21 protein-coding genes, 3 tRNA genes and 2 pseudogenes are annotated in these 19900 nt (G+C 73.2%); 17 read left to right on the forward strand and 9 right to left on the reverse strand.

Going from position 1 to position 19900, the window contains the following annotated elements:
• Window positions 1-6: 6 nt before the first annotated feature.
• A complete protein-coding gene (locus tag GKC29_RS03160) occupies window positions 7-1251 on the reverse strand; it encodes an IS110 family transposase (protein ID WP_155329394.1) in 1245 nt (414 codons plus the stop codon).
• Between the two features lie 349 nt (window positions 1252-1600).
• Here GKC29_RS03160 and GKC29_RS03165 point away from each other — a divergent pair, with 349 nt between their 5' ends.
• Genes GKC29_RS03165 through GKC29_RS03180 form a run of 4 tightly spaced genes read left to right on the forward strand, consistent with a single transcriptional unit; the run spans window position 1601 to window position 3610 of the window.
• Window positions 1601-2467 carry a type II secretion system F family protein gene (locus GKC29_RS03165; RefSeq protein ID WP_155333958.1) on the forward strand — a complete coding sequence of 289 codons (867 nt, stop codon included), beginning with the start codon at window positions 1601-1603 and terminating at the stop codon, window positions 2465-2467.
• 25 nt (window positions 2468-2492) lie between these two features.
• On the forward strand, window positions 2493-2687 hold the full coding sequence (locus GKC29_RS03170) for a hypothetical protein (RefSeq protein WP_155329395.1): 195 nt from the start codon (window positions 2493-2495) through the stop codon (window positions 2685-2687).
• Between the two features lie 60 nt (window positions 2688-2747).
• Complete coding sequence (locus GKC29_RS03175; protein ID WP_155329396.1) at window positions 2748-3152, forward strand: TadE/TadG family type IV pilus assembly protein; 405 nt, start codon at window positions 2748-2750, stop codon at window positions 3150-3152.
• The gene (locus tag GKC29_RS03180) at window positions 3137-3610 is read left to right on the forward strand and encodes a TadE/TadG family type IV pilus assembly protein (protein WP_155329397.1); all 474 of its coding nucleotides are present in this window, start codon (window positions 3137-3139) and stop codon (window positions 3608-3610) included. Before GKC29_RS03175 ends, GKC29_RS03180 begins: the two co-directional genes overlap by 16 nt.
• An 8-nt stretch (window positions 3611-3618) precedes the next feature.
• On the opposite strand, the gene GKC29_RS03185 is transcribed toward GKC29_RS03180, so the two are convergent.
• On the reverse strand, window positions 3619-3933 hold the full coding sequence (locus GKC29_RS03185; RefSeq protein ID WP_155329398.1) for a putative quinol monooxygenase: 315 nt from the start codon (window positions 3931-3933) through the stop codon (window positions 3619-3621).
• Window positions 3934-4029: 96 nt separating this feature from the next.
• Here GKC29_RS03185 and GKC29_RS03190 point away from each other — a divergent pair, with 96 nt between their 5' ends.
• Complete coding sequence (locus GKC29_RS03190; RefSeq protein ID WP_155329399.1) at window positions 4030-4419, forward strand: hypothetical protein; 390 nt, start codon at window positions 4030-4032, stop codon at window positions 4417-4419.
• A gap of 14 nt (window positions 4420-4433) precedes the next feature.
• A complete protein-coding gene (locus GKC29_RS03195) occupies window positions 4434-5597 on the forward strand; it encodes a LysM peptidoglycan-binding domain-containing protein (RefSeq protein ID WP_155329400.1) in 1164 nt (387 codons plus the stop codon).
• Window positions 5598-5735: 138 nt separating this feature from the next.
• On the opposite strand, the gene GKC29_RS03200 is transcribed toward GKC29_RS03195, so the two are convergent.
• Both GKC29_RS03200 and bluB read right to left on the reverse strand, forming a co-directional pair.
• Entirely contained in the window at window positions 5736-6587 is an 852-nt protein-coding gene (locus GKC29_RS03200; RefSeq protein ID WP_155329401.1) for a Rieske 2Fe-2S domain-containing protein, read from the reverse strand.
• Window positions 6588-6689: 102 nt separating this feature from the next.
• Window positions 6690-7319 carry a 5,6-dimethylbenzimidazole synthase gene (gene bluB, locus GKC29_RS03205; protein ID WP_155329402.1) on the reverse strand — a complete coding sequence of 210 codons (630 nt, stop codon included), beginning with the start codon at window positions 7317-7319 and terminating at the stop codon, window positions 6690-6692.
• Window positions 7320-7422: 103 nt separating this feature from the next.
• Between bluB and GKC29_RS03210 the strand changes: the two genes are divergently transcribed.
• A complete protein-coding gene (locus tag GKC29_RS03210; RefSeq protein ID WP_155329403.1) occupies window positions 7423-8187 on the forward strand; it encodes a crotonase/enoyl-CoA hydratase family protein in 765 nt (254 codons plus the stop codon).
• On the opposite strand, the pseudogene GKC29_RS30465 reads toward GKC29_RS03210, so the two are convergent.
• The 4 genes and pseudogenes from GKC29_RS30465 to GKC29_RS03225 all read right to left on the reverse strand — a co-directional run.
• Window positions 8180-8551 (reverse strand): annotated as a pseudogene (locus GKC29_RS30465) (NAD(P)/FAD-dependent oxidoreductase); the annotation flags it as partial. The gene GKC29_RS03210 and the pseudogene GKC29_RS30465 sit on opposite strands and share 8 nt — an antisense overlap.
• Before the next feature lie 89 nt (window positions 8552-8640).
• Window positions 8641-9646 (reverse strand): annotated as a pseudogene (locus GKC29_RS03215) (FAD-dependent oxidoreductase); the annotation flags it as partial.
• 144 nt (window positions 9647-9790) lie between these two features.
• A complete protein-coding gene (locus GKC29_RS03220) occupies window positions 9791-11113 on the reverse strand; it encodes a deoxyribodipyrimidine photo-lyase (RefSeq protein ID WP_155329405.1) in 1323 nt (440 codons plus the stop codon).
• Complete coding sequence (locus tag GKC29_RS03225) at window positions 11110-12021, reverse strand: phytoene/squalene synthase family protein (protein WP_155329406.1); 912 nt, start codon at window positions 12019-12021, stop codon at window positions 11110-11112. The genes GKC29_RS03220 and GKC29_RS03225 overlap by 4 nt, the downstream gene beginning before the upstream one ends.
• Before the next feature lie 65 nt (window positions 12022-12086).
• Here GKC29_RS03225 and GKC29_RS03230 point away from each other — a divergent pair, with 65 nt between their 5' ends.
• The 10 genes from GKC29_RS03230 to GKC29_RS03275 all read left to right on the forward strand — a co-directional run bounded on the left by GKC29_RS03230 (window position 12087) and on the right by GKC29_RS03275 (window position 18965).
• Window positions 12087-13241: a polyprenyl synthetase family protein gene (locus tag GKC29_RS03230; RefSeq protein WP_155329407.1), complete on the forward strand. Its 1155-nt coding sequence runs from the start codon at window positions 12087-12089 to the stop codon at window positions 13239-13241.
• 32 nt (window positions 13242-13273) lie between these two features.
• A complete protein-coding gene (gene crtI / locus GKC29_RS03235) occupies window positions 13274-14755 on the forward strand; it encodes a phytoene desaturase family protein (RefSeq protein ID WP_155329408.1) in 1482 nt (493 codons plus the stop codon).
• Window positions 14752-15354: an isopentenyl-diphosphate Delta-isomerase gene (gene idi, locus GKC29_RS03240; RefSeq protein ID WP_155329409.1), complete on the forward strand. Its 603-nt coding sequence runs from the start codon at window positions 14752-14754 to the stop codon at window positions 15352-15354. The genes crtI and idi overlap by 4 nt, the downstream gene beginning before the upstream one ends.
• Window positions 15344-16270 (forward strand): MerR family transcriptional regulator, encoded by a 927-nt coding sequence (locus GKC29_RS03245; RefSeq protein ID WP_155329410.1) that lies wholly within the window; start codon window positions 15344-15346, stop codon window positions 16268-16270. Before idi ends, GKC29_RS03245 begins: the two co-directional genes overlap by 11 nt.
• Before the next feature lie 169 nt (window positions 16271-16439).
• Window positions 16440-17237: a polysaccharide deacetylase family protein gene (locus GKC29_RS03250; RefSeq protein ID WP_155329411.1), complete on the forward strand. Its 798-nt coding sequence runs from the start codon at window positions 16440-16442 to the stop codon at window positions 17235-17237.
• 154 nt (window positions 17238-17391) lie between these two features.
• Window positions 17392-17464, forward strand: a tRNA-Glu gene (locus GKC29_RS03255).
• A 26-nt stretch (window positions 17465-17490) separates the two neighbouring features.
• Window positions 17491-17567 (forward strand) — tRNA-Asp (locus tag GKC29_RS03260).
• 98 nt (window positions 17568-17665) lie between these two features.
• A tRNA-Phe gene (locus tag GKC29_RS03265) sits at window positions 17666-17739 on the forward strand.
• A gap of 316 nt (window positions 17740-18055) precedes the next feature.
• The gene (locus GKC29_RS03270) at window positions 18056-18352 is read left to right on the forward strand and encodes a hypothetical protein (protein WP_155329412.1); all 297 of its coding nucleotides are present in this window, start codon (window positions 18056-18058) and stop codon (window positions 18350-18352) included.
• 73 nt (window positions 18353-18425) lie between these two features.
• Complete coding sequence (locus GKC29_RS03275; RefSeq protein WP_230688902.1) at window positions 18426-18965, forward strand: DUF488 family protein; 540 nt, start codon at window positions 18426-18428, stop codon at window positions 18963-18965.
• Here the strand turns inward: GKC29_RS03275 and GKC29_RS29795 are convergent.
• Window positions 18931-19734 (reverse strand): hypothetical protein, encoded by an 804-nt coding sequence (locus GKC29_RS29795; RefSeq protein WP_230688903.1) that lies wholly within the window; start codon window positions 19732-19734, stop codon window positions 18931-18933. The genes GKC29_RS03275 and GKC29_RS29795 overlap by 35 nt on opposite strands.
• Between the last annotated feature and the right edge of the window lie 166 nt (window positions 19735-19900).

Below are 19900 nucleotides of genomic sequence, written 5' to 3' on the forward strand. Positions count from 1 at the left end.
CCTGTGTCAAGCCATCGCCGGTTGATCTTGGCTGAGCAAGTGTTGGAGGGCTCGGTGCCGGTCGGGGTTGTAGGGGGTGTTGGTGGTCCAGCACTTCCAGATGATGTCGAGCCAGGCGCGGGCGAGGATGCGGACGGCGTGGGGGTGGTCGTGGCCGCGGGCGCGGGCTCGTTGGTAGAGGTTGGCTGCCCAGGGGTTGGCGTGGCGGCTGTCGCCGGCGAAGTCGCAGACGGCGTCGCGGAGTTGTTTGTCCACGGCCCAGCGGAAGGCGACGATGCGGACCTTGCCGGATTCGCGGGTCGACGGGGCGACGCCGGCGAGGCAGGCCAGGGATGCTGGGGTGGGGAATCGGCCGCGGGCGTCGCCGATTTCGGCGAGCAGCCGGGCGGCGCGGACGGTGCCGGAGCGGGGCAGGCTGGTGAAGATGTCCCGGTCGGGGTGCCGGTCGAGGGTGTCGGTGATCTGCTGGTTGAGGGTGTCGATCTGGGCCACGATCGCGGCCAGGGTGGCGAGGTAGGCGCGGGTGATACCGGCCAGGGTCTGTCCGTAGTCGCCGGTGGCGCCGCGAGGCGCGGCGGTGATGCGGGCGTGCAGCACGGCTGGGTCGGTGCGGCCGCTGTAGCTCACGCTCTTGAGCCAGCCGGCCAGGCGTGTGGGCGACAGCCGGTCCAGGGCGTCCTGGGTGGTGAACCGGGTCAGGAACTGCCGGCTGATCGGCGAGTCGATGTCGTTGAACAGCTCGACGGTGCCCGGCAGGGCCGTGGCCAGGTGAGCGCGCAGCTGGTTGGCGACCGCGATGCGGTGGGCGATGAGGTCTTTGCGGGCGCGGCACAGCTTGCGCAGCGCGGTGGTCGGTGGGCTGTCCAGCACGAGCGGGGTCAGCCGTCGCCGGTCGGTGCGTACCGTGTCGGCCAGGACGTAGGCGTCGAACCGGTCGTCCTTGTTCCCGGCCGAGCCGTACCGTCGGCGCAGTGCTTTGACCTGCGAGGGTGGGATCACGTATACGGTCGTGTCGGCGGCCAGCAGCGCATCGACGATCGGGCCGTCCGGGCGTTCGATGCCGACCGCGTCCACCCGATGCCGGTCGAGCAGGTCGATCAGCCGTCTCAGGCCGGTCTTGGTGTATGTCAGCGTCAGCCGCTCCAACGGCTCACCGTCGGCGTCGATGACGCAGACGGCGTAGTCGTCCTTGGCCCAGTCCACCCCGGCCGAGTTCCCTCGCGCCGACGCGGCACTGTCGGTCACACTCATGGTTGCCTCTCCGCTGCGCTACCAGTGGGGAAGCACCTGGCGGTTCCGGGACACCACTGCCGGTCGCTCATTGAGCGGCGCTCGACGGCGCATAGCCCTGTTGCCAGTCGGGGTGTCCCGGGCCGCCGGGCCTCGCAGAACTCACGCTGGACCTCAAAGATCGAGCGAGCTGGGCGATGGCCCGACGGTCACCGGTGCACTCGAACCAACATCAGCTCGAGTGAGACAAGGGTGCACCAATGAGCGCGAGGAGCGAGCATTCCGGGGCGGCTCGCGTGGGACGCGGCCGAGCCGGAAGGCCCGTCGAGCTTGTGAGCCCCGCAGCCGCGAACGAAAGGTGGCTCCGGTGATCGGCAACTGGCAGCTCGTCGTCGCGGTGGCCGCCGGGTCGGCGATCGGGCTCGGCGTCTTCCTGGTGGTCCGGGAACTCGTACCGGCGACCCCGGCGCTCGGACCCGCGCTGCGACGGCTGCACCAGCCGCCCGGCGCCCGCGCGGTCGCCCCGGCCGACCGGCGGCTGGAATGGCTGTCCGGCCTGGCCCGCTGGCTGCGGCCACCGCATCAGCAACTCGCCCTGCTCGACCGCACACCGGAGCAGTACGCCCTGTCGCTCCTGCTCTCCGCCCTGATCGGGCTCGCCGCACCGAGTCTGCTGAGCGTCGCCCTCGCCACCGTGGGCGTACGGCTGCCGGTGGCCGTACCGGTGCTGGGCAGTCTGGGCCTCGCCCTGGTGTGCGCGCTGCTCGCGCACCGGGCGGTGCTCGCGAAGGCGGACGCCGCCCGCGACGAGTTCCGGGCGGCCGTCTGCACGTACCTCGACCTGGTGGCGTTGCAGCTCTCCGCAGCGCACGGCCCGGTGCAGTCCCTGGAACGGGCGGCGGAGGTCTGCGACGGCTGGGTCTTCGACCGGATCCGGGAGTCGCTGCGGCTCGCCCAGCTCCAGATGCACTCCCCCTGGGACGAACTGCGGGAACTCGCCGACCGCATCGGTATCCCGGAACTCGGCGACGTGGGCGCGATCATGCGCTCGTCCGGCAGCGAGGGGGCACAGGTGCACGAGACCCTGCGCAGCCGCGCTGACTCCCTACGCGACCAGATCCGCACCGACAACCTGGCCCGGGCAGAGGGGGTGACCAGTCGGCTCGACATCCCGGGCGCCCTGCTCGTGTTCGTCCTGCTCGGTTTCGCCACGTACCCGTTCCTCGCCCGTCTCTGACGGCCACCCCGACAAGGAGCACCCGATGTCTCTGATCACGTACCTGCACGTCGCGCTGGTCGCGCGGCTCGCCGAGTTGCGCCGTGACGGCGAGCGGGGCGACAGCCCGGTCCCCACCGCCGTGATCATCTTCGGCTTGGTCGCCGCCGCGCTCACCGTCACCGCGCTGGTCGCGGCCCGTGCGCAGAACTGGATGAACGCCATTCCGACCGCGCCCTGATCGATGCGCCGAACGTTGCCGGCCGGTCGCCGGGCGGACGACACCGCCCGGCGATGCGGCATGCGCGCCGTCGCGGTCGACCCGCTCGGCGGTGGTGACCGGGGAGCCAGTCCGGTCGAGCTGGCCGTAGTCATGCCGGTGATCTTCGTGCTGCTCTTCGGGTCCATCCAGGTGGCCGCCTGGTTCGTCGCCCGGTCGACGGCGCTGAACGCCGCACAGAGCGCGGTCAACGCGCAGCGCGTCCACCAGGCCCCACCGGGGGCCGGCGAGGCCCGCGCGCGGCGGTTCCTGGCGGCGGCCGGCGGTTGGCTGGTCGGCTGGACGTCACCGGGCCCGAGCTGCGTGACCAGCGCGACCGACGTGACCTGCACGGTCAGCGGCCGCTCGCTCTCCGTCGTCCCCGGTGTGGACTTCCCGGTGCGCCAGAGCGCGCACGGGACCGTGGAACGGTGGACGACGCCGTGAGCCGCGAGCGTGGTTCCGTCTCGGTCGAGGTGGCGATCCTCGCGCCGGCCTTCATCGCGCTGCTCGTGCTGGCCGGCGTCGCGGGGCGTACCGCGGTGGCGGCCGAGGCCGTCGACGCCGCCGCCCACGACGCCGCGCGCGCCGCCTCCATCTCCCGGGACGCCGGCACCGCCCGCCGCGAGGCCCGGGAGGCGGCCGTCCGGCTGCTCGACTGGCGCCGGCTCAACTGCGCCGGTACGCCCACCCTCGCCTTCAGCGGCACCGTGAACGGACGGCCGACCAGCTTCGACGCGGCGTTCCACAGCCCGGTCGGCCAGGACGCCTCAGTCACCGTGCGGATCTCCTGCTCGGTCGACCTGTCCGACGTGCACCTGTCGGTGCTGCCCGGGATGCCCACCGGCAAGCGGGTGACGGCGAGCTTCACGTCACCGCTGGACCGCTACCGGAGCCGGGGATGAGCGCCAGCTCAGGACAGTGCCGCCGGGACGCCGAGGCCGCCCACCACGTTCAGCTCCTGGCCGGTGAACTCACCCGTCAGCATCGGCATCGCCCGCTCGATGGCGGCGCGGGTCTCCGGAAGCTGGAGGGACGCGGCGTGGTGCTCCCGGGACCGCCAGATCTCGCTGACGACGATCAGATCCGGGTCGGTCTCGGAGACGCCGACCGCGTAGAGGGAGCACCCGGCCGAGGCGACCTGGTCGGCGGCCTCGAGGAGGATCGCCACCACCTCCGCGCGACGCCCCGGCCTGGCCCGCATCGAGCCCACGTATCCGAACGCCATGACATCCCCCTCCCTCCGGCGGACCGGGCGCCCACCGGTACCGCCGAGCATGCCCCGGCCGTACGACACGCCCGGGGCGACTCCGGCCGCGTCAGCGTGTTCCTGGCGGTGACCGCGATCGGCATCTTGACGATCGTCGCGCTCGCCTTCGACGGGGCCGGGCAGCTGCGCTCGTTGCAGCGGGCCGACAACCTCGCCGCCGAGGCCGCCCGGGTCGGTGGCCAGTCGATCGACCGGGCCGCCGCGATCGAGGGCGGGCCGAAGCGGATCGACCAGCCGCAGGCCCGCCGTGCGGTGGCCGCCTACCTGACCGCCGCCGGCGCCACCAGCCACACGGTCAGCTTCCCCGTGGTCGACGGGGAGACCGTCGTCCGGGTCCGCGTCACCGTCACGTACCAGAGGTCCCTGCTCGGCCTCGTCGGCTTCGACGACACCGTCACCGTCTCCGGCGAGGCGACCGCCCGGGCGCTCACCGGCGCGCCGTAGGAAGGAAGGCAGCCATGGCCACACCGGCTCGTACCGTCGGACGGGTCCTCACCGGCTTCGGGGCGCTCGTCCTGCTCTGCGCGCTGCTGGTCGGGGCACCGGTGGCGCTGCTCGCGCTGGCCGGCAACCCGCTGCCCGACCAGGTGCCCACGCTCGCCGAGGTCGGCGCGGTGCTGACCAGCCGCGACGACGGGCAACTGTTCCTGCGGGCGCTCGCGCTGGCCGGCTGGGCGGGGTGGGCCACCTTCGCGCTGTCGGTCCTGGTCGAGCTGGGCGCGTTGGTGCTGCGCCGGCCGGCGCCCCGGCTGCCCGGGATGAGCCGGCAGCAGCGGGCCGCCGCCACGCTGGTCGGGTCCGTCGCGCTGATCCTGGCGGCCAGCCCGGCGGCGGCGAGCGCGGCGGCGGTCGCGGCGGGGCCACCGGCGCTCGCCACGCCGCCGACCGCCACGACGCTGGCAGCGCCGCACCACGCGACCGGGTCCACGGTTCGTGCGCTCGACCGCCCGGCGTTCGCCGCACCGACCGGCGTCGACCGTCCCGTGCTCGCCGCACCGGCCCTGGCCACGCCACACCAGGCGGCACGGATCACGCGGGAAGCGCTGGGCGCGTCGCCGGCCCGGGCCAGCACACCGACCACTCCCCGCGACCAGGCCGGCCGCGCGCCGGTCTACCGGGTGGCGAAGGGCGACCACCTCGGCTCGATCGCCGAGCGGTACCTGGACAGCTTCGGCGAGTACCGGACCCTCGCACGGATGAACCGGCTGGCCGACCCGGACCGGATCCACCCGGGACAGCTGCTGCGGCTGCCGGCCGAGGCCGAGGACCGGGGTGCCCGCCCGCACGCCACCGGCCGGCTGGTGGCCCGCCCGACCCCGCGGCCACCGGCGGCGCCCGTGCCGGCCCCGGAACGGCCGGCGCCGGACGAGCCGTCCGCCACGGCTCCGAGAGGCGGGCCGGCCGTGACGGTGGGCGCGGCCCGACCGGGCGACCCGGACCGGGTGAACCGACCGCTCGCCGTGTCGGCGATCCTGGCCGTGTCGAGCATCATCGGCGCGCAGATCGGCGCGGTTTTCGGCCTGCGCCGCCGCCCGGCCACCGTCCGGGTCGTAACGGGCCGGGGCGCGGCGACGGCCCGGCACCAGCGGGAGCTTCCGAGCGGACGGCACCGGAGGGACTGACGCCGCCGGCGGGGCCGATCATCCGCGCGTCCACTCCGCACAGCGCAAGATCGGATACGGCTCAGGGACGGTCGGACCGGCGTGTCGAGTCGGTGCGGCGTATCCGATCATGGGCGGCAACGGTCGGGCGGTGCCGCGTCACGGGAGGCGGGCCTCCAGGACTCCGTCCACCACCCGGGTGGGCAGGACGACCTGGTCGTTCGCGGACGGGCCGTGCACGACCTCGCCGCCGTTGAGGCGGAACGTGCTGCCGTGCCAGGGGCACACCACGCACGCGTGGCCGTCGATCTCCTGCACCTCACCCTCACCGAGCGGGCCGCTCTGGTGGGGGCAGCGCTCCAGCATCACGGTGACGTCGTCGCCGTGCCGGTACAGGATCACCGACACGTCGTCGATCTCGCGGGTGACCAGCGTGCGCTGTGGCAGCGCGGACATGTCCGCGATCGAGTGCCAGCCCTCGCTCATCCGGTGCAGCTCGGAGATGCTCTGGTTGACCTGGGCACCCTGCTTGTACGCGAGATGCCCGCCCACGTACGCGCCGACGCTCGCCGCGGTGAGGCCGAGCCAGCCGAGCGTACGGCCGAGCCGGTGGTTGCCGGCGAGCCGCGCGGCGACCGACCCGGCGTAGCAGGCGAGACCGATCGTGTTGGAGGCGGCGTGCAGGAGGCCGATCCGCCGCTGGTCCCGGGAGAGGGCCGCCCAGTCGTTGAGCCCGGCCACGGCGGCCGGCACCGCGCTGACCGTGCCGACGGCGCAGAGGGTGGTGGCGGCGCGTCGCTGACCCGGCATCAGGTCCAGCACCGCGGTGCTGATCCAGGCGCCGACCGGAACCTGCACCATCGCCGGGTGCAGCGGGTGGCCCAGCCAGACGCCGTGCAGGAGGTCGCGGACGCGTTGCGGGCGGAGGGTGGCCTGGACCGCCCGCTGGAGCGGGTCCCCGATCCGGTCCAGCCGGGACGTCTGCTCGATCTTGGTCAGTAGCGCTCGCACGGGGTATCCACTTCCCGGCGAAACGGGCCGTAAACCCCGTCCGGTCGGCAACCGGGTGACGCCGACCAGACGGCGGTCGTGGGCGGAGCGCACCGCCACGCGTCAACCCGCGGTCGCGCCCCAGCGGTCGACGTGGACGGCCTCGGCGAGCGGGCGCTTCCGCCGCCAGCCGTGGCGCTCCAGGTCGGGTACGGCCTCGAAATGGGTGACCGGGCCGAGGCAGAGCCACGCCACCGGCCGGATCCCGGCCGGGATGCCGAGCAGGCCGGCCAGCCACTCCTCCCGGTAGAAGGAGACCCACCCGACGCCGAGCCCTTCGGCGGTGGCGGCGAGCCAGAGGTTCTGGATGGCGAGGCAGGCGGAGTAGAGGCCGGTGTCGGCGATGGCGTGCCGGCCGAGCACCGCCGGCCCACCCCGTGAGTGGTCGTAGGTGACCACGACGGACAGGCTGGACTCCAGCACACCGTCGATCTTGATCCGGGCGAACCGCTCGGCCGCCGCTCCGTCCAGCGTCGCCGCGAACACCTCCCGCTCGGCGCTGACGTGGTCGTGGAAGCGCCGGCGCAGCTCCGGGTCGCGGACGACGACGAAGTCCCACGGCTGCGAGTAGCCGACGCTCGGCGCGGCGTGCGCCGCCGTGAGCACCCGGTGCAGCACGTCGTCGGGCACCGGCGCCCCGGTGAACTGCGCCCGCACGTCCCGGCGGCGGTGGATGACGTCGTACAGGTCCATGGGCAGGCTCCGCTACGCTCGCCCGCTCTCGCGGGGCACTCCGCAAGATCGTGCACCAGGATGGCACCTGGCGCGCCGGCACCGCCGGGGGCATGCTGTGCCGATGGGTGTACGCGTCGAGCACGCCGGAGCGGTGACCACGGTGATCCTGGACCGGCCGGACGCGCGCAACGCCGTCGACGGTCCCACCGCCCGGGCCCTGGCCGACGCGTTCCGCGCCTTCGACGCCGACCCGGAGGCGGCGGTGGCCGTGCTGTGGGGCGCCGGCGGCACGTTCTGCGCCGGGGCGGACCTGAAGGCGATCGGCACCCCGCGCGGCAACCGCGTCGAGCCGGACGGGGACGGCCCGATGGGCCCGACCCGGATGGCGCTGTCCAAGCCGGTGATCGCGGCGATCTCCGGGTACGCGGTCGCCGGCGGCCTCGAACTGGCGCTCTGGTGCGACCTGCGGGTCGCCGAGTCCGACACGGTGCTCGGGGTCCTCTGCCGGCGGTGGGGCGTACCGCTGATCGACGGCGGCACGGTCCGGCTGCCGAGGCTGATCGGCGAGAGCCGGGCGATGGACCTGATCCTCACCGGCCGGCCGGTGCCGGCCGACGAGGCGTACGCGATGGGGTTGGTGAACCGGCTGGTCGCGCCGGGTGAGGCCCGGACGGCGGCCGAGCGGCTCGCGGCGGAGATCGCCCGGCACCCGCAGACCTGCCTGCGTAACGACCGGGCGTCGGTGCTGGCGACCGCGGCGCTTGCGGAGCCCGAAGCCCTGGCGGCCGAGCTGCGGTACGGCATGGACTCGCTGGCCACCGACGCGTTGGCGGGGGCGGCCCGGTTCGCGGCCGGGGCCGGCCGGCACGGCGCACCGGCTACCTGAGCTCGCGCAGCGCCTCCGAGATGGCGCGGTGGAACGTCGGGTACGCGTAGATCATGTGGCGGAGCTGGGCCAGCGGTACCGCCGCGTGCACGGCGACCGCCAGCGCGGACAGCACCTCGCCGCCGGCCGGCCCGACCGACGTGCCGCCGACCAGCACCCCCTGGTCCGCGTCGGCGATCAGCTTGACGAAGCCGTCGGCGCGGTGGATCCAGCCGCGCGTCGACGAGCCGAGCTGCGCCGTTCCGACCTGGACGTTGATCCCCCGCTGCCGGGCCTGCTGCTCGGTGAGCCCGACCGCGCCGACCTCCGGGTCGGTGAAGGTGACCCGGGGCAGCGCCCGGTAGTCGGCTCGCGGAACCGTCCCGGCCGAGCCGCTCGAACCGCTCACGGCGTGGGTGCTCGCCGCGCCCATCGCGCCGCCCGTCACACTGGCGGTGCCGCTGGCGTCCGGCGTGCTGCCGGCCCGCCGGAAGTGGTCGAGCAGGTCGGCGACGACGATGCCGGCCTGGTACATGGCGACGTGGGTGAAGGCGCCCTCGCCGGTGACGTCGCCGACCGCCCAGATCCCGTCGGTGACCCGCAGGCGGTCGTCGACCGCCAGGTAACGCTGGTCCGCCCGGACGCCGACGCTGTCCAGGCCCAGTTCGTCGAGGTGCGCCCGGCGGCCGGTCACGACCAGCAGCCGGTCGGCGGTGTACGCGGTCCCGCCCGCGTGCAGCGTGAACCGCCGCCCGTCGTGGTCGACGCGCTCGGCGGTCACTCCGGTGTGGATCTTCACGCCGTCGGCCCGCAGCGCGGCGGCGGCCGCCTCGGACGCCTCGGGCTCCTCGACGGCGAGCACCCGGTCCAGCGCCTCGACGACGGTGACCCGGACGCCGAACCGGGCGAAGACCTGCGCCAGCTCCAGCCCGATCGCGCCGCCGCCGAGCACCAGCAGCGACTCCGGCAGCTCCTCGACCTCGATCGCCTGGTGGTTCGTCCAGTACGGGGTGTCCGCCAGCCCGTCGACCGGCGGAACGGACGGGCGGGTGCCGGTGCCGAGCACGACCCCGTGCCGGGCCTGGAAGACCTGGTCGCCGACCCGGACCCGGCCAGGACCGTCGAGCCGCCCGCTGCCGCGGACGAACCGGCCGCCCTTCCCGACGAACCGGTCCACGGCCGCGCGGTCGTCCCAGGTGTCGGTGGCCTCCTCGCGGATCCGCTTCGCCACCGGCGCCCAGTCGGGGCGGACCTGCGCCGTCCCGGCGAGGCCGTCGACACGCCGCGCCTCGGCGATCGCGTTGGCCGCCCGGATCATCATCTTGCTCGGGATGCACCCCCAGTACGGGCACTCGCCCCCGACCAGGCTCCGCTCGACGCCGACGACGCTCAGCCCGGCCTCGGCGAGCCGGCCGGCGACCTCCTCCCCGCCGACGCCGAGCCCGACAACGACCACGTCCACGATCTGCGGCTCCGCCATCCCGTCAGCATTCCGCACCGACTGCCGGCCCAACCAGCACCCACCGGGGGAATTCCCGGTTCCGTAACCTCCGGGCGGCGTCGCTGACGGATACCGGACGGCGGCGGGCGGATCCTCGAGGTCACCGTCTGGCGGTGACCCGGGTCAGCGCAGCCAGACCGGGTCGCTGCCCGGGGCCGACAGCGGCGGCGGGTAGTCGAGGGTCCGGCGTACCTCGTCGGGCAGCCGCCACGGCTGGTGCACCGCCCCGCCGCCCACCGCCGCCAGCTCGGGGACCCACCGCCGGACGTACGCGCCGTCCGGGTCGTACCGCTGCGCCTGCCGGACCGGGTTGAAGCTCCGGTACGGCCGGGTGTCGTTGCCGGTGCCGGCCACCCACTGCCAGTTGCCGGAGTTGTTCGCGACGTCCCCGTCGAGCAGCCAGCGGAAGAAGACCGCGACGCCGGGACGCCAGTCCAGCCCGAGGCTCCTGGTCAGGTAGCCGGCGGTGACGAGCCGGGCCCGGTTGTGCATCCAGCCCTGCGCCCGCAGCTGCCGCATACCGGCGTCCACGACGGGCACCCCCGTCCGTCCCTCGGTCCAGGCCGCGAGGGCGTCGTCGTCGTACCGCCAGTCCTCGGCGGCCCCGCGCCGGTACGCCCTCGCGCCGATGTCGGGGAACGCGCCGGTGACCTGGTAGTAGAAGTCCCGCCAGCAGATCTGCCGGACGAACGGCGAGCCGCGGTCACCGGCCGCGTTCGCCACGGCGAGCGGAGACAGGCAACCCCAGCGCAGGTACGGGCTGAGCCGCGAGGTGCCGTCCCCGGCCAGGTCGTCGTGCAGGTCGTCGTAGCGGGGCAGGGTGGGCAGCCACCGGGACAACCGGCGCCGCGCCTCGTCCTCGCCACCGGGTACGGCGTCGGGCGACTCTCCGGCCGGCGGCGCCGGCAGCCGTCCGACCCGTACCCCCGCGGGGAGGCTGACCCGGCGGGGCGCCGCCAGTTCCGCCCGCCACCGGTGGCCGCTCCACGCCCGGTGGTACGGGCTGAAGACCCGGTAGTGGTCGCCGCCGCCGGGCGTCAACGCACCCGGCTCGACGACGGTCAGGCCGGGGAAGGTCCGCAGCGCGACCCGGTGCCGCCGGCAGTCGTCGCGCAGCCGGCGTTCGCGGCGGCGGGCGTACCGGCTGACGTCGGCGGAGAGGGCGATCCCCGCCGCGCCCACCTCCTCGGCCAGCTTCACCGTCTCGACGACCGGGTCGCCGTGCCGGACCACGAGGTCCCCGCCCCGCTTCCGCAGCGCCTCGCGCAGGGCGGCGAGGCTCTGGTGCAGGAAGCGGGTCCGGTTCGGCGAGCGGCCGGCCAGCGCCGGGTCGAGCACGTACAGCGGCACCACCCGGTCGAAGGCGGCGCAGGTGGTCGCCAGCGCCGGGTGGTCGTGCACCCGCAGGTCGCGGGTGAAGAGCACGATCGCGGTACGCGACGTCACCGGACCGGCGGGCCGGGAACCGTGACCGGGGTGCCGGTCGGGGTGAGCAGGGCGCGGGCGGCCACCGCCAGCCGGCGTCGCCCCGGCACGACGGCCCGGCGGGCGAAGACGTCGAAGTCCTGGGCGGCCACCTCGCCGAGGATCCCGCCGTAGAGCGCGTACGCGGTGCGGATGCAGGCCTGCGAGGCGGGGGCGAGCATCGTGACGCCCGGCGCGGCGGCGGCGTAGTGCTCCTGGGCGCGGGTGACCTCGTACCGGACGAGTTCGCGGATCGGCTCGGTGGCGCGTCCGGCCGCGCGGGCGGCGAGCAGGTCGTCGCGGGTGACCCCGAAGCGCGCCAGGTCCTCGTCGGGCAGGTACGTGCGACCACGGTCGAGGTCCTCGGCGACGTCCCGGATGAAGTTCGTCAGCTGGAAGGCGAAACCGAGCTGGCGGGCCGGCTCCCGGGCCGCCACCGGGTCGGAGCTGCCCAGGATCGGCAGCATCATCGTGCCGATGACCGCCGCCGAACCCTCCATGTAGTCGAGCAGGTGGTCGTAGGTGCGGTACGAGTGGACGGTCAGGTCCATCGCCATGCTCTTCAGGAACGACGCGAAGTCGTCCCGGTCGAGATCGAAGACGGCGATGGTGTGCAGGACGGCGGGGAGCAGTGGGTCGTCGACCGGCTCGCCGTGCAGGCCGGCGACGAACCGGCCGCCCCAGTCGTCGAGGCGGGCGGCCCGCTCGGCCGGGCGCAGGTCCTCGGTGCGGTCAACGATCTCGTCCGCGTAGCGCGTGAATCCGTACAGCGCATGAACATGCCGCCGTTTCCAGGCGGGAAGCAACCGGGTGGCGAGATAGTAGGTACGACCGTGACGTCGGTGCAGGTCACGGCAACGGTCATAGGCAGCGGTGAGATTCGTGTCCACCGGCCCCTCCCTCCTATCGACGCACCAATCGACGCAACTCGTAACTCTAGGGTACGCTCGCCCACATGGCTAACGACGCAGTTGCGGGCGACGCGCTCCGTGCACCGCCGGCACGCCCGGCGGTGCGGGACGACCCGATCCGCGCGGTCCCGGCCGCGTACACAGAGGACCTGGTCACGGGGGTGGACGACACTCTCGCCGCCTTCCTCGCCGCCGAGGTCGACGCGCTGACCGAAATCGACGCGGCGATGGGCGGGTTCGCCGCGACCGCGCGCGACTGCGTCCTGGCCGGTGGCAAGCGGGTGCGCCCGACGTTCGCGTACTGGGGCTGGCGCGGCGTGGTCGGCGTCGCCGAGCCGACGGCACCCGTGCTGCCGGCGCTCGCCGCGCTGGAGCTGCTGCACACGTTCGCGCTGGTGCACGACGACGTGATGGACGCGTCCGCGACCCGGCGCGGCCGGCCAGCCGCGCACGTGGTGGTCGCCGCGCAGCACGCCGCCGCCGGCCACCGCGGCGACTCCGGCCGGTTCGGCGAGGCGGTCGCGGTGCTGATCGGCGACCTCTGCATGGTCTGGGCCGACCGGCTGCTCTCCCACACCGCCCTGCCGCCGGCACGCCTGCTCGACGTCCGGCGCTGCTACGACCAGATGCGCGTGGAGACGGTGGCCGGGCAGTACCTGGACGTCCTCGGCGAGAACGACGCGGCGAACTGGTCGGTGGACCGGGCGCTGCGGGTCGCCCGGTACAAGACCGCGAGCTACACCGTGCAGCGGCCGCTGCTCTTCGGCGCGGCGCTGGCGGGTGGCGACGTCGACGGGCCGCTGATCGCCGCGTACACCCGCTACGGGCTGGCCGTCGGCGAGGCGTTCCAGCTCCGCGACGACCTGCTCGGCGTCTACGGCGACTCGGCGACCACCGGGAAGCCGGCCGGCGACGACCTGCGCACCGGGAAGCCGACCGCGCTGCTCATGCTGGCCCGCCACCTGGCCGGCCCGGCGCAGCGCCGCGCGCTCGACCGGATCGGCGCCGGCACCGGCGACGGTGAGATCGCGCGGCTGGCGGAACTGGTCGCCGACACCGGTGCAGTCGACCGCGTCGAGCGGATGATCTCCGACCGGGTCGCCGAGGCGCTGGCCGCCCTCGACAACCCGTCGATCGACCGGACCGCGCGCACCGCGCTGACCGGCCTCGCCGTCGCCACGACGAACCGGCGGGCATGATGGGCAACTTCGCACAAGGAGGTGGTCGCGGCGTGCGCACCGTGAACGGGCGTACCGACCGGGTCGTGGTCGTCGGCGCCGGTCTCGGCGGGCTGGCGTGCGCGCTGCACCTGGCCGGCAGCGGCCGGCAGGTGACGGTGCTCGAACGCGAGCCGGTGCCCGGCGGCCGGGCCGGTCGGCTCACCGTCGACGGGTACGAGTTCGACACCGGCCCCACCGTGCTCACCATGCCCGACCTGATCGCCGAGGCGCTCGGCGCGGTCGGCGAGGAACTGGACGACTGGCTGGACCTGACCCCGCTCGACCCCGCGTACCGGGCGTACTACCCGGACGGCTCGACCCTCGACGTCATCACCGACACCACCCGGATGGCCGCCGAGATCGCGAAGGTCTGCGGGCCCCGCGAGGCCGACGGCTACCTGCGCTTCGTGGACTACGCGCGTGACCTGTGGCGGCTGGAGCGGGCCGACTTCATCGAGCGCAACCTCGACGCGCCGACCGACCTGCTCACCGGCAACCTGCTCAAACTGCTCGCCAACGGCGCGTTCCGCCGGCTCCAGACGAAGATCAACCAGTTCTTCCGGGACCCGCGCACCCAACGGATCTTCTCGTTCCAGGCGATGTACGCCGGGCTCGCCCCGCACGACGCGCTGGCCATCTACGCGGTCATCGCGTACCTCGACTCCGTGGCCGGGGTGTACTTCCCGCGCGGCGGCATCCACGCGGTCTCCCGCGCGATGGCCGGCGCGGCCGAGAAGCACGGCGTGCAGTTCCGGTACGGCACCACGGTCACCCGAGTGGAGACGGCCGGTGACCGCGCCACCGGCGTGCGCACCGCGGAGGGCGAGTTCGTCCCGGCGGACGTGGTGGTGCTCAACCCCGACCTGCCGGTCGCGTACCGGGACCTGCTCCCGCCGGCCCGGCCGCGCCGGCTGACCTACTCGCCGTCCTGCGTGGTCCTGCACGTCGGGTCGACGCGGGATTATGGGAAGATCGCTCACCACAACATCCATTTCGGGCGGTCGTGGCGGGGCACCTTCGACGAGGTCATCCGGCGCGGTGACCTGATGAGCGACCCGTCGCTGCTGGTCACCAACCCCAGCCGGACCGATCCGTCGGTGGCGCCGGCCGGCCGGCACACCTACTACGTGCTGGCGCCGGTGCCCAACCTCGACCGGGCGCCGCTCGACTGGCGGGGTGGCCTCGCCGACCGCTACGCCGACCGGCTGGTGGGGACGCTGGAGGAGCGCGGCTACGTGGGCTTCGGGGACGGCATCGAGGTGCTGCGGACGATCACCCCCGCCGAATGGGCGGCGCAGGGCATGGCCGCCGGCACCCCGTTCGCCTCCGCGCACAGCCTCTTCCAGACCGGCCCGTTCCGCCCGTCCAACCTGCACCGCGGCCTGGGCAACGTGGTCTTCGTCGGCTCCGGCACACAACCCGGCGTCGGCGTGCCGATGGTGCTGATCTCCGGCAAGCTCGCCGCCGCCCGCGTGACGGGAAGCCGCCGGTGACCGCCCGCGAAGCCCACCAGGTCGAGCTGGTGGACGACGCCGGTCGGGCGACCGGTCGGACCACCGTGTCCGCCGCGCACCAGCCGCCGGGGAAGCTGCACCGGGCCTTCTCGGTGCTGCTCGTCGACCCGGCGGGCCGGGTGCTGCTCCAGCGCCGCGCGGCGGTGAAGACCCGCTTCCCCCTGCGGTGGGGCAACTCCTGCTGCGGCCACCCGGGTCCCGGTGAGTCCCTGACCGTCGCCGCCAACCGGCGGCTCGCCGAGGAGCTGGGCGTCGGCCCGGTCGAACTGACCGAGGTCGGGGTGTACGTCTACTACGCCGAGGACCCGGCGACCGGCCGGGTCGAGTTCGAGTACGACCACGTCCTGCGTGGTGTCCTCCCACCGGACACCCCCCTGCACCCGGACCCGGACGAGGTCGCCGAGCTGCGCTGGGTGGACCCCGTCGAGCTGGAAGCCGACCTCGACGCCGACCCGTACGCGTACGCCCCCTGGTTGGGCGGGGTGGTGAACCGCCTCCTGTATCCCGCCGGTCCGGCCGGTTCCGCCGCGCTCCAGCCGGGCGCCTCTGACGCCGCGGAGCGGTCGGGTGGCGGATGAGGCGCTGAGCGCGGGGGCCGTCGCCCGGCGGCTGGGAGTCGCCGTGACGACGCTGCGTACCTGGCACCAGCGATACGGGCTCGGGCCCAGCGAGCACGTCCCGGGGCACCACCGCCGGTACACGCCGGCCGACCTCGCGCGCCTGGAGATCATGCGGCGGCTCACCGCCGAGGGGATCGCCCCGGCCGAGGCTGCCCGCTGGGCCCGCCAGGCGCCCGGCGCCGTGCCGAGTGCCCGCGCGGCCCGCACCCGCGACGGGGGTGGCACCATCCCGGTGGGGCGTGCCGGTCCGGCGGCCCGCGGGTTGGCTCGCGCCGCCATGCGGCTGGACTCGGTCGTCATCAACGAAACGATCGCCCGCACCATCCAGGTCGAGGGGGTCGTCGCCACCTGGGACGGGCTCCTGCGTCCCGTCCTCGTCGGGATCGGCGAACGGCACGCCGCCACGGCCGCACTCATCGAGGTCGAGCACCTCGTGTCCCGGTGCGTCTCGGAGGTGCTGGCCGCGGTCGCCCGCGCCCACGCGCCCGGCGGTCCACCCCGCATCCTGCTCTCCTGCGCCGACGAGGAGCAGCACAGCCTGCCGCTGGAGGCGCTCGGCGCGGCGCTGGCCGAGGCCGGCGTCGCGTACCGGATGCTCGGCGCCCGGGTGCCGGTGGAGGCGCTACTCGAGGCGGTCAACCGGACCGGGCCGGCCGCCGTGGTGATCTGGTCGCACACCCGCGACACCGCCGGCCCCGAGCAGCTCACCGCGTTGCTCGCGGCGCCCCGCCGGCCACTGCTGGTGCTCGCCGCCGGGCCCGGGTGGCGGGCCGAGACGCTGCCGGCGGGGGTCGTCCGGCCGGTCGGCCTCGCCGAGGCGGTCTCGCTCGCGGTGGCCGTCCGAGACTCACTGGACCAGTCGACCAGGGAATAGTCCCACGTCCCGCCCGGCGTCGACGAGGGGCGACCCGGGCCGCGCTCACGCGCTGTGACGTGATCGGTGCGCGACTGTGACGCAGGCCGCTCAGGGGTGTCCGGTGCCGGGAACCGTCACGTAGCCTCCGGGAGGTCCGCCGACCCGCCACCCCCCCTCGGAGCGAACGATGCGCCTACGCGCTCTCCTCGCGTCCGGTCTGGCCCTGGTCGTCCTCAGCGGCGGCTGCGGCGACGGCACCGGACGGCTGCGGGCCGTCACCGGCCCCAGCCCCGTCGCCTCCGGCACCCTTCCCGCCGAGCCGGCACCGACCGCGACACCCCGACCGACCCGCAAGCCCCCCGCGGCCCGGCCCCTGCGTCCGCTGCCGACCACGCTGCCCGCCGGGCTCCAGCGCACCACCGGTGTCAGCGGCGTCGCGCTGACCTTCGACGACGGCCCGGACCCGGTCTGGACCCCCCAGGTGCTCGACCGGCTGCGCGCCGCCCGCGTCACCGCCACCTTCTGCGTGGTGGGTACGCAGGTCCGCCGTCACCCGGACCTGGTCCGCCGCATCGTCGAGGAAGGCCACCAGCTCTGCAACCACAGCTGGAACCACGACGTCGACCTGGGCCGGCGGCCGGTCGCCGAGATCCGGGCCGACCTCCTCCGTACCCAGCGCGCGATCCGGGCGGCGGTCCCCACGGCACGGGTGCCCTTCTATCGCCAGCCGGGCGGACGGTGGACACCCGAGGTCGTGCAGGTCGCCAAGCAGCTCGGGATGCGTTCACTCCACTGGACCGTGGATCCGCAGGACTGGGGGAAGCCGCCGGCGGAGAAGATCAGCGAGCGGGTGCACACCGCCGCCCGGCCCGGCGCGGTCGTCCTGCTGCACGACGGAGGCGGCGACCGGGGCGCGACCCTGGCCGCCTGCTCCCGGATGATCGCCGACCTGAAGACCCGGTACGGGATCATCCGACTCCGCTAGAACGGGTCTGAGCTGCGGTTCCGCGGTCCGCTGCGGCTCCGGCCATACCGGTTTGGTCGACCGGCGGGGCATCACGTATGCTTTCCAAGCCTCCGGCGGGGCCGGATGGGAGCAAGTCCGCTTGAAGTTGCGAGTGTGCAATGATGGCGGGGCCGCCCTCATCGTCTAGCGGCCCAGGACGCCGCCCTTTCAAGGCGGTAGCACGGGTTCGAATCCCGTTGGGGGCACGGTTCGGCTTCGGCCGGGCAAGCTAGGTCCTGTGGAGCAGTCGGAGTGCTCGCCGCCCTGTCAAGGCGGAGGTCGCGGGTTCAAGTCCCGTCAGGACCGCCAGCGCTGACGCCGCGCCATCACGCGCGGCGTTCTGCGTATCGGAGCATGTGACCCTGTTCGGCGGAGACCACGGCGGCCGGGTAGCATGAGCCGAGCACGGCCAGGTAGCTCAGTTGGTACGAGCGTCCGACTGAAAATCGGAAGGTCGGCGGTTCGACCCCGCCCCTGGCCACATAGCCTTTCGCCGGGCTATTAGGGCGGTGACCAGCGGAAACGTGGTCACCGCCCTTTTGTTGCAGCCGTTGAATTCATCGATAGAAGTCCTCCCGACCGTGAGCCCCACGTGAGCCCAGGGCTCACGTGCGTTAGACGCACGTCGCCGATCTAACTGACAGCGACAAGCAGCGGTCTGCTGGCAGTTGTCTACGTCTGTAAACTGGGCCGGCATGCGAGGGGCGTCACTGACGGCAAGAGACGCGGCCGCTTCCGACACCCAACCGGCCAAGGACGGCCCAAGAGCCGAGGCGTCGAATGGACAGGGGTCGACCATGAATCGTGATGAAGCCATCCAGGCGGCACAGGAACCCATCGACTGGTCGGGCGCAGAGGTAGAGACCACGCCCCGCAAAGTGACCATGGTCTACTCAACCCGCCTCCCCGACGACCTTTCGCGATGGCTGGTAGAGGAGGCGAGCCGCCGAGGCACTAACCCATCGGTGATCCTGCGGGAGTTGGTCGCTGAGGGAAAGCGCGCCGCGGCCGAGGACAGGATGATCACCGTCCGCCTGTCGGACCTGCATCGAGCGATCAACCATGCCGCGGACGGAACGGCGCGTGACCGCTAGGGCGACGCGCCCCACGCGGCTTTCTGCCCTTGCGGCGAGACTGCGGCACTCGGCCGTGGCAGGCTGGTACTTGATGGCAAGATCGCAGACGATGCGGGAAGTTGTCGCTACTGCGGAGAGCGTGGCAGGGCTGAGGATGAATAGCCAGGTACTTGCGCAGCCAACCGGTTTGATCGGAGTTGGCTACCAGGGGCGCGATATTGCCAGCTTCGTGAACGGACTCGCCAAGGCGCAGGTCAGTCGGCTCGTGGATGTACGACTGACTCCGTTATCACGTAAACCCGGCTTCAGTAAGACGGCCTTGACGCGCGCGCTTGCCGCCGTAGGCGTCGCGTACGAACACCGCCCTGAGTTGGGTAACCCCAAGAGCAACCGTGCGGGCTTCGCCGGCTCGCCGTCCGAGCTCGCCGAGGCTCGCCATGTCTTCGCCGCGCTACTGAGTCGACCGGAGGCCGCCGGTGCGATCGACGCTCTAGCTGCTGCTGGGGCTGCCGAGCGGGTGGCGGTGCTGTGCTTCGAGGCCGACCAGCACCGCTGCCACCGAGACGTGGTGCTTGCAGAAGCTGCTCGGCGGTCGGTTAGCGCTCGGGGTAGTAGACGCCCAGCACGCTGAAGACGTGCCGTCGTTTGGCCTGGTTGCCGACGTAGAAGGCGACGTCGCGCTTGGGCGCGCACATCATGTCGAGGAACTTTTTCTTCAGTTCACCGCGTGCTTCCTCGTCCGAGCAGTGGCGCAGGCGTCGTTGGAGGGCCACGAACTCCCAGTCCAACAGGCCCTGCTCATGCCCCCGGCAACGCCTGTCCCAGCATCGATAACGGTAGGCGCCACGGAACCTCGGTGCCTCCAGTGGCGTTCGGTCCTGGTCGTCTAGGAGGTCGAGCTGGTTGACGTAGGCGTCGATCTTGCGTTGTTCCTCTTTAGTCCAGCCCTCATGCAGCATGATCTTCAGGTCCCCAACCTCGCGCGGTTGCACCAAGGCCAAGGACTGGCTGTCCGCCGTGTTGCGCGCACCCTGGTTGAGTTGGCACATCGACGGTTCGACGTACGTGTCCAGCCAGGCCCGTCGCTGCTTCCAAGGAGGCAGGCGCCTCTCTCTTACAAGGGTCCCCATTAGCGGCCGCCAACTCTCGCGTCGCTGGTCACCTCCCCGCGCCGGGATGGCGTCGACGCTGACGATGTCGTACTTGTCGAACTTCTCCGTCGAGTCGAGGTAGCGGAAGTTGATCGGGTAGAGACGGACCCATCCCGGATGCTCAAGGTTCGCCCGCACCCCTGCCACGCAAACTGTCTCGCCGTACTTCTCTGACGGGTTTGGTGCGGCTTTGACGGTTATGAGCACACGCAGCCGAACCACTTCGTCGCTTGCCGGCTTGGGATCCAAGTCTTCACCGGACGGGCCGAAGAGTGATAGTTGAGCCACCCGACACCCCCAGATTCCGCGCGATGCTCGGACGCACCTGCATCGATGGCACCACAGACTGTCGTCTTGCGAAAGCGCCGAGTCATTGACTCCTCTCGGCTGAGAGCTCACGCCAACGGCAAGCTGC

The sequence above is a fragment of the Micromonospora sp. WMMC415 genome (assembly GCF_009707425.1).
GTDB lineage: Bacteria > Actinomycetota > Actinomycetes > Mycobacteriales > Micromonosporaceae > Micromonospora.

Bases quoted from the DNA above. Each gene is read 5' to 3' on its own strand.
- GKC29_RS03175 (WP_155329396.1), top strand. From the start codon at position 2,748: ATGCGCGCCGTCGCGGTCGACCCGCTCGGCGGTGGTGACCGGGGAGCC.
- GKC29_RS03275 (WP_230688902.1), top strand. From the start codon at position 18,426: ATGGCAAGATCGCAGACGATGCGGGAAGTTGTCGCTACTGCGGAGAGC.
- GKC29_RS03170 (WP_155329395.1), top strand. From the start codon at position 2,493: ATGTCTCTGATCACGTACCTGCACGTCGCGCTGGTCGCGCGGCTCGCC.
- GKC29_RS03160 (WP_155329394.1), bottom strand. From the start codon at position 1,251: ATGAGTGTGACCGACAGTGCCGCGTCGGCGCGAGGGAACTCGGCCGGG.
- GKC29_RS03185 (WP_155329398.1), bottom strand. From the start codon at position 3,933: ATGGCGTTCGGATACGTGGGCTCGATGCGGGCCAGGCCGGGGCGTCGC.
- bluB (WP_155329402.1), bottom strand. From the start codon at position 7,319: ATGGACCTGTACGACGTCATCCACCGCCGCCGGGACGTGCGGGCGCAG.
- GKC29_RS03270 (WP_155329412.1), top strand. From the start codon at position 18,056: ATGAATCGTGATGAAGCCATCCAGGCGGCACAGGAACCCATCGACTGG.
- GKC29_RS03195 (WP_155329400.1), top strand. From the start codon at position 4,434: ATGGCCACACCGGCTCGTACCGTCGGACGGGTCCTCACCGGCTTCGGG.
- GKC29_RS03230 (WP_155329407.1), top strand. From the start codon at position 12,087: ATGGCTAACGACGCAGTTGCGGGCGACGCGCTCCGTGCACCGCCGGCA.
- GKC29_RS03250 (WP_155329411.1), top strand. From the start codon at position 16,440: ATGCGCCTACGCGCTCTCCTCGCGTCCGGTCTGGCCCTGGTCGTCCTC.
- GKC29_RS03210 (WP_155329403.1), top strand. From the start codon at position 7,423: ATGGGTGTACGCGTCGAGCACGCCGGAGCGGTGACCACGGTGATCCTG.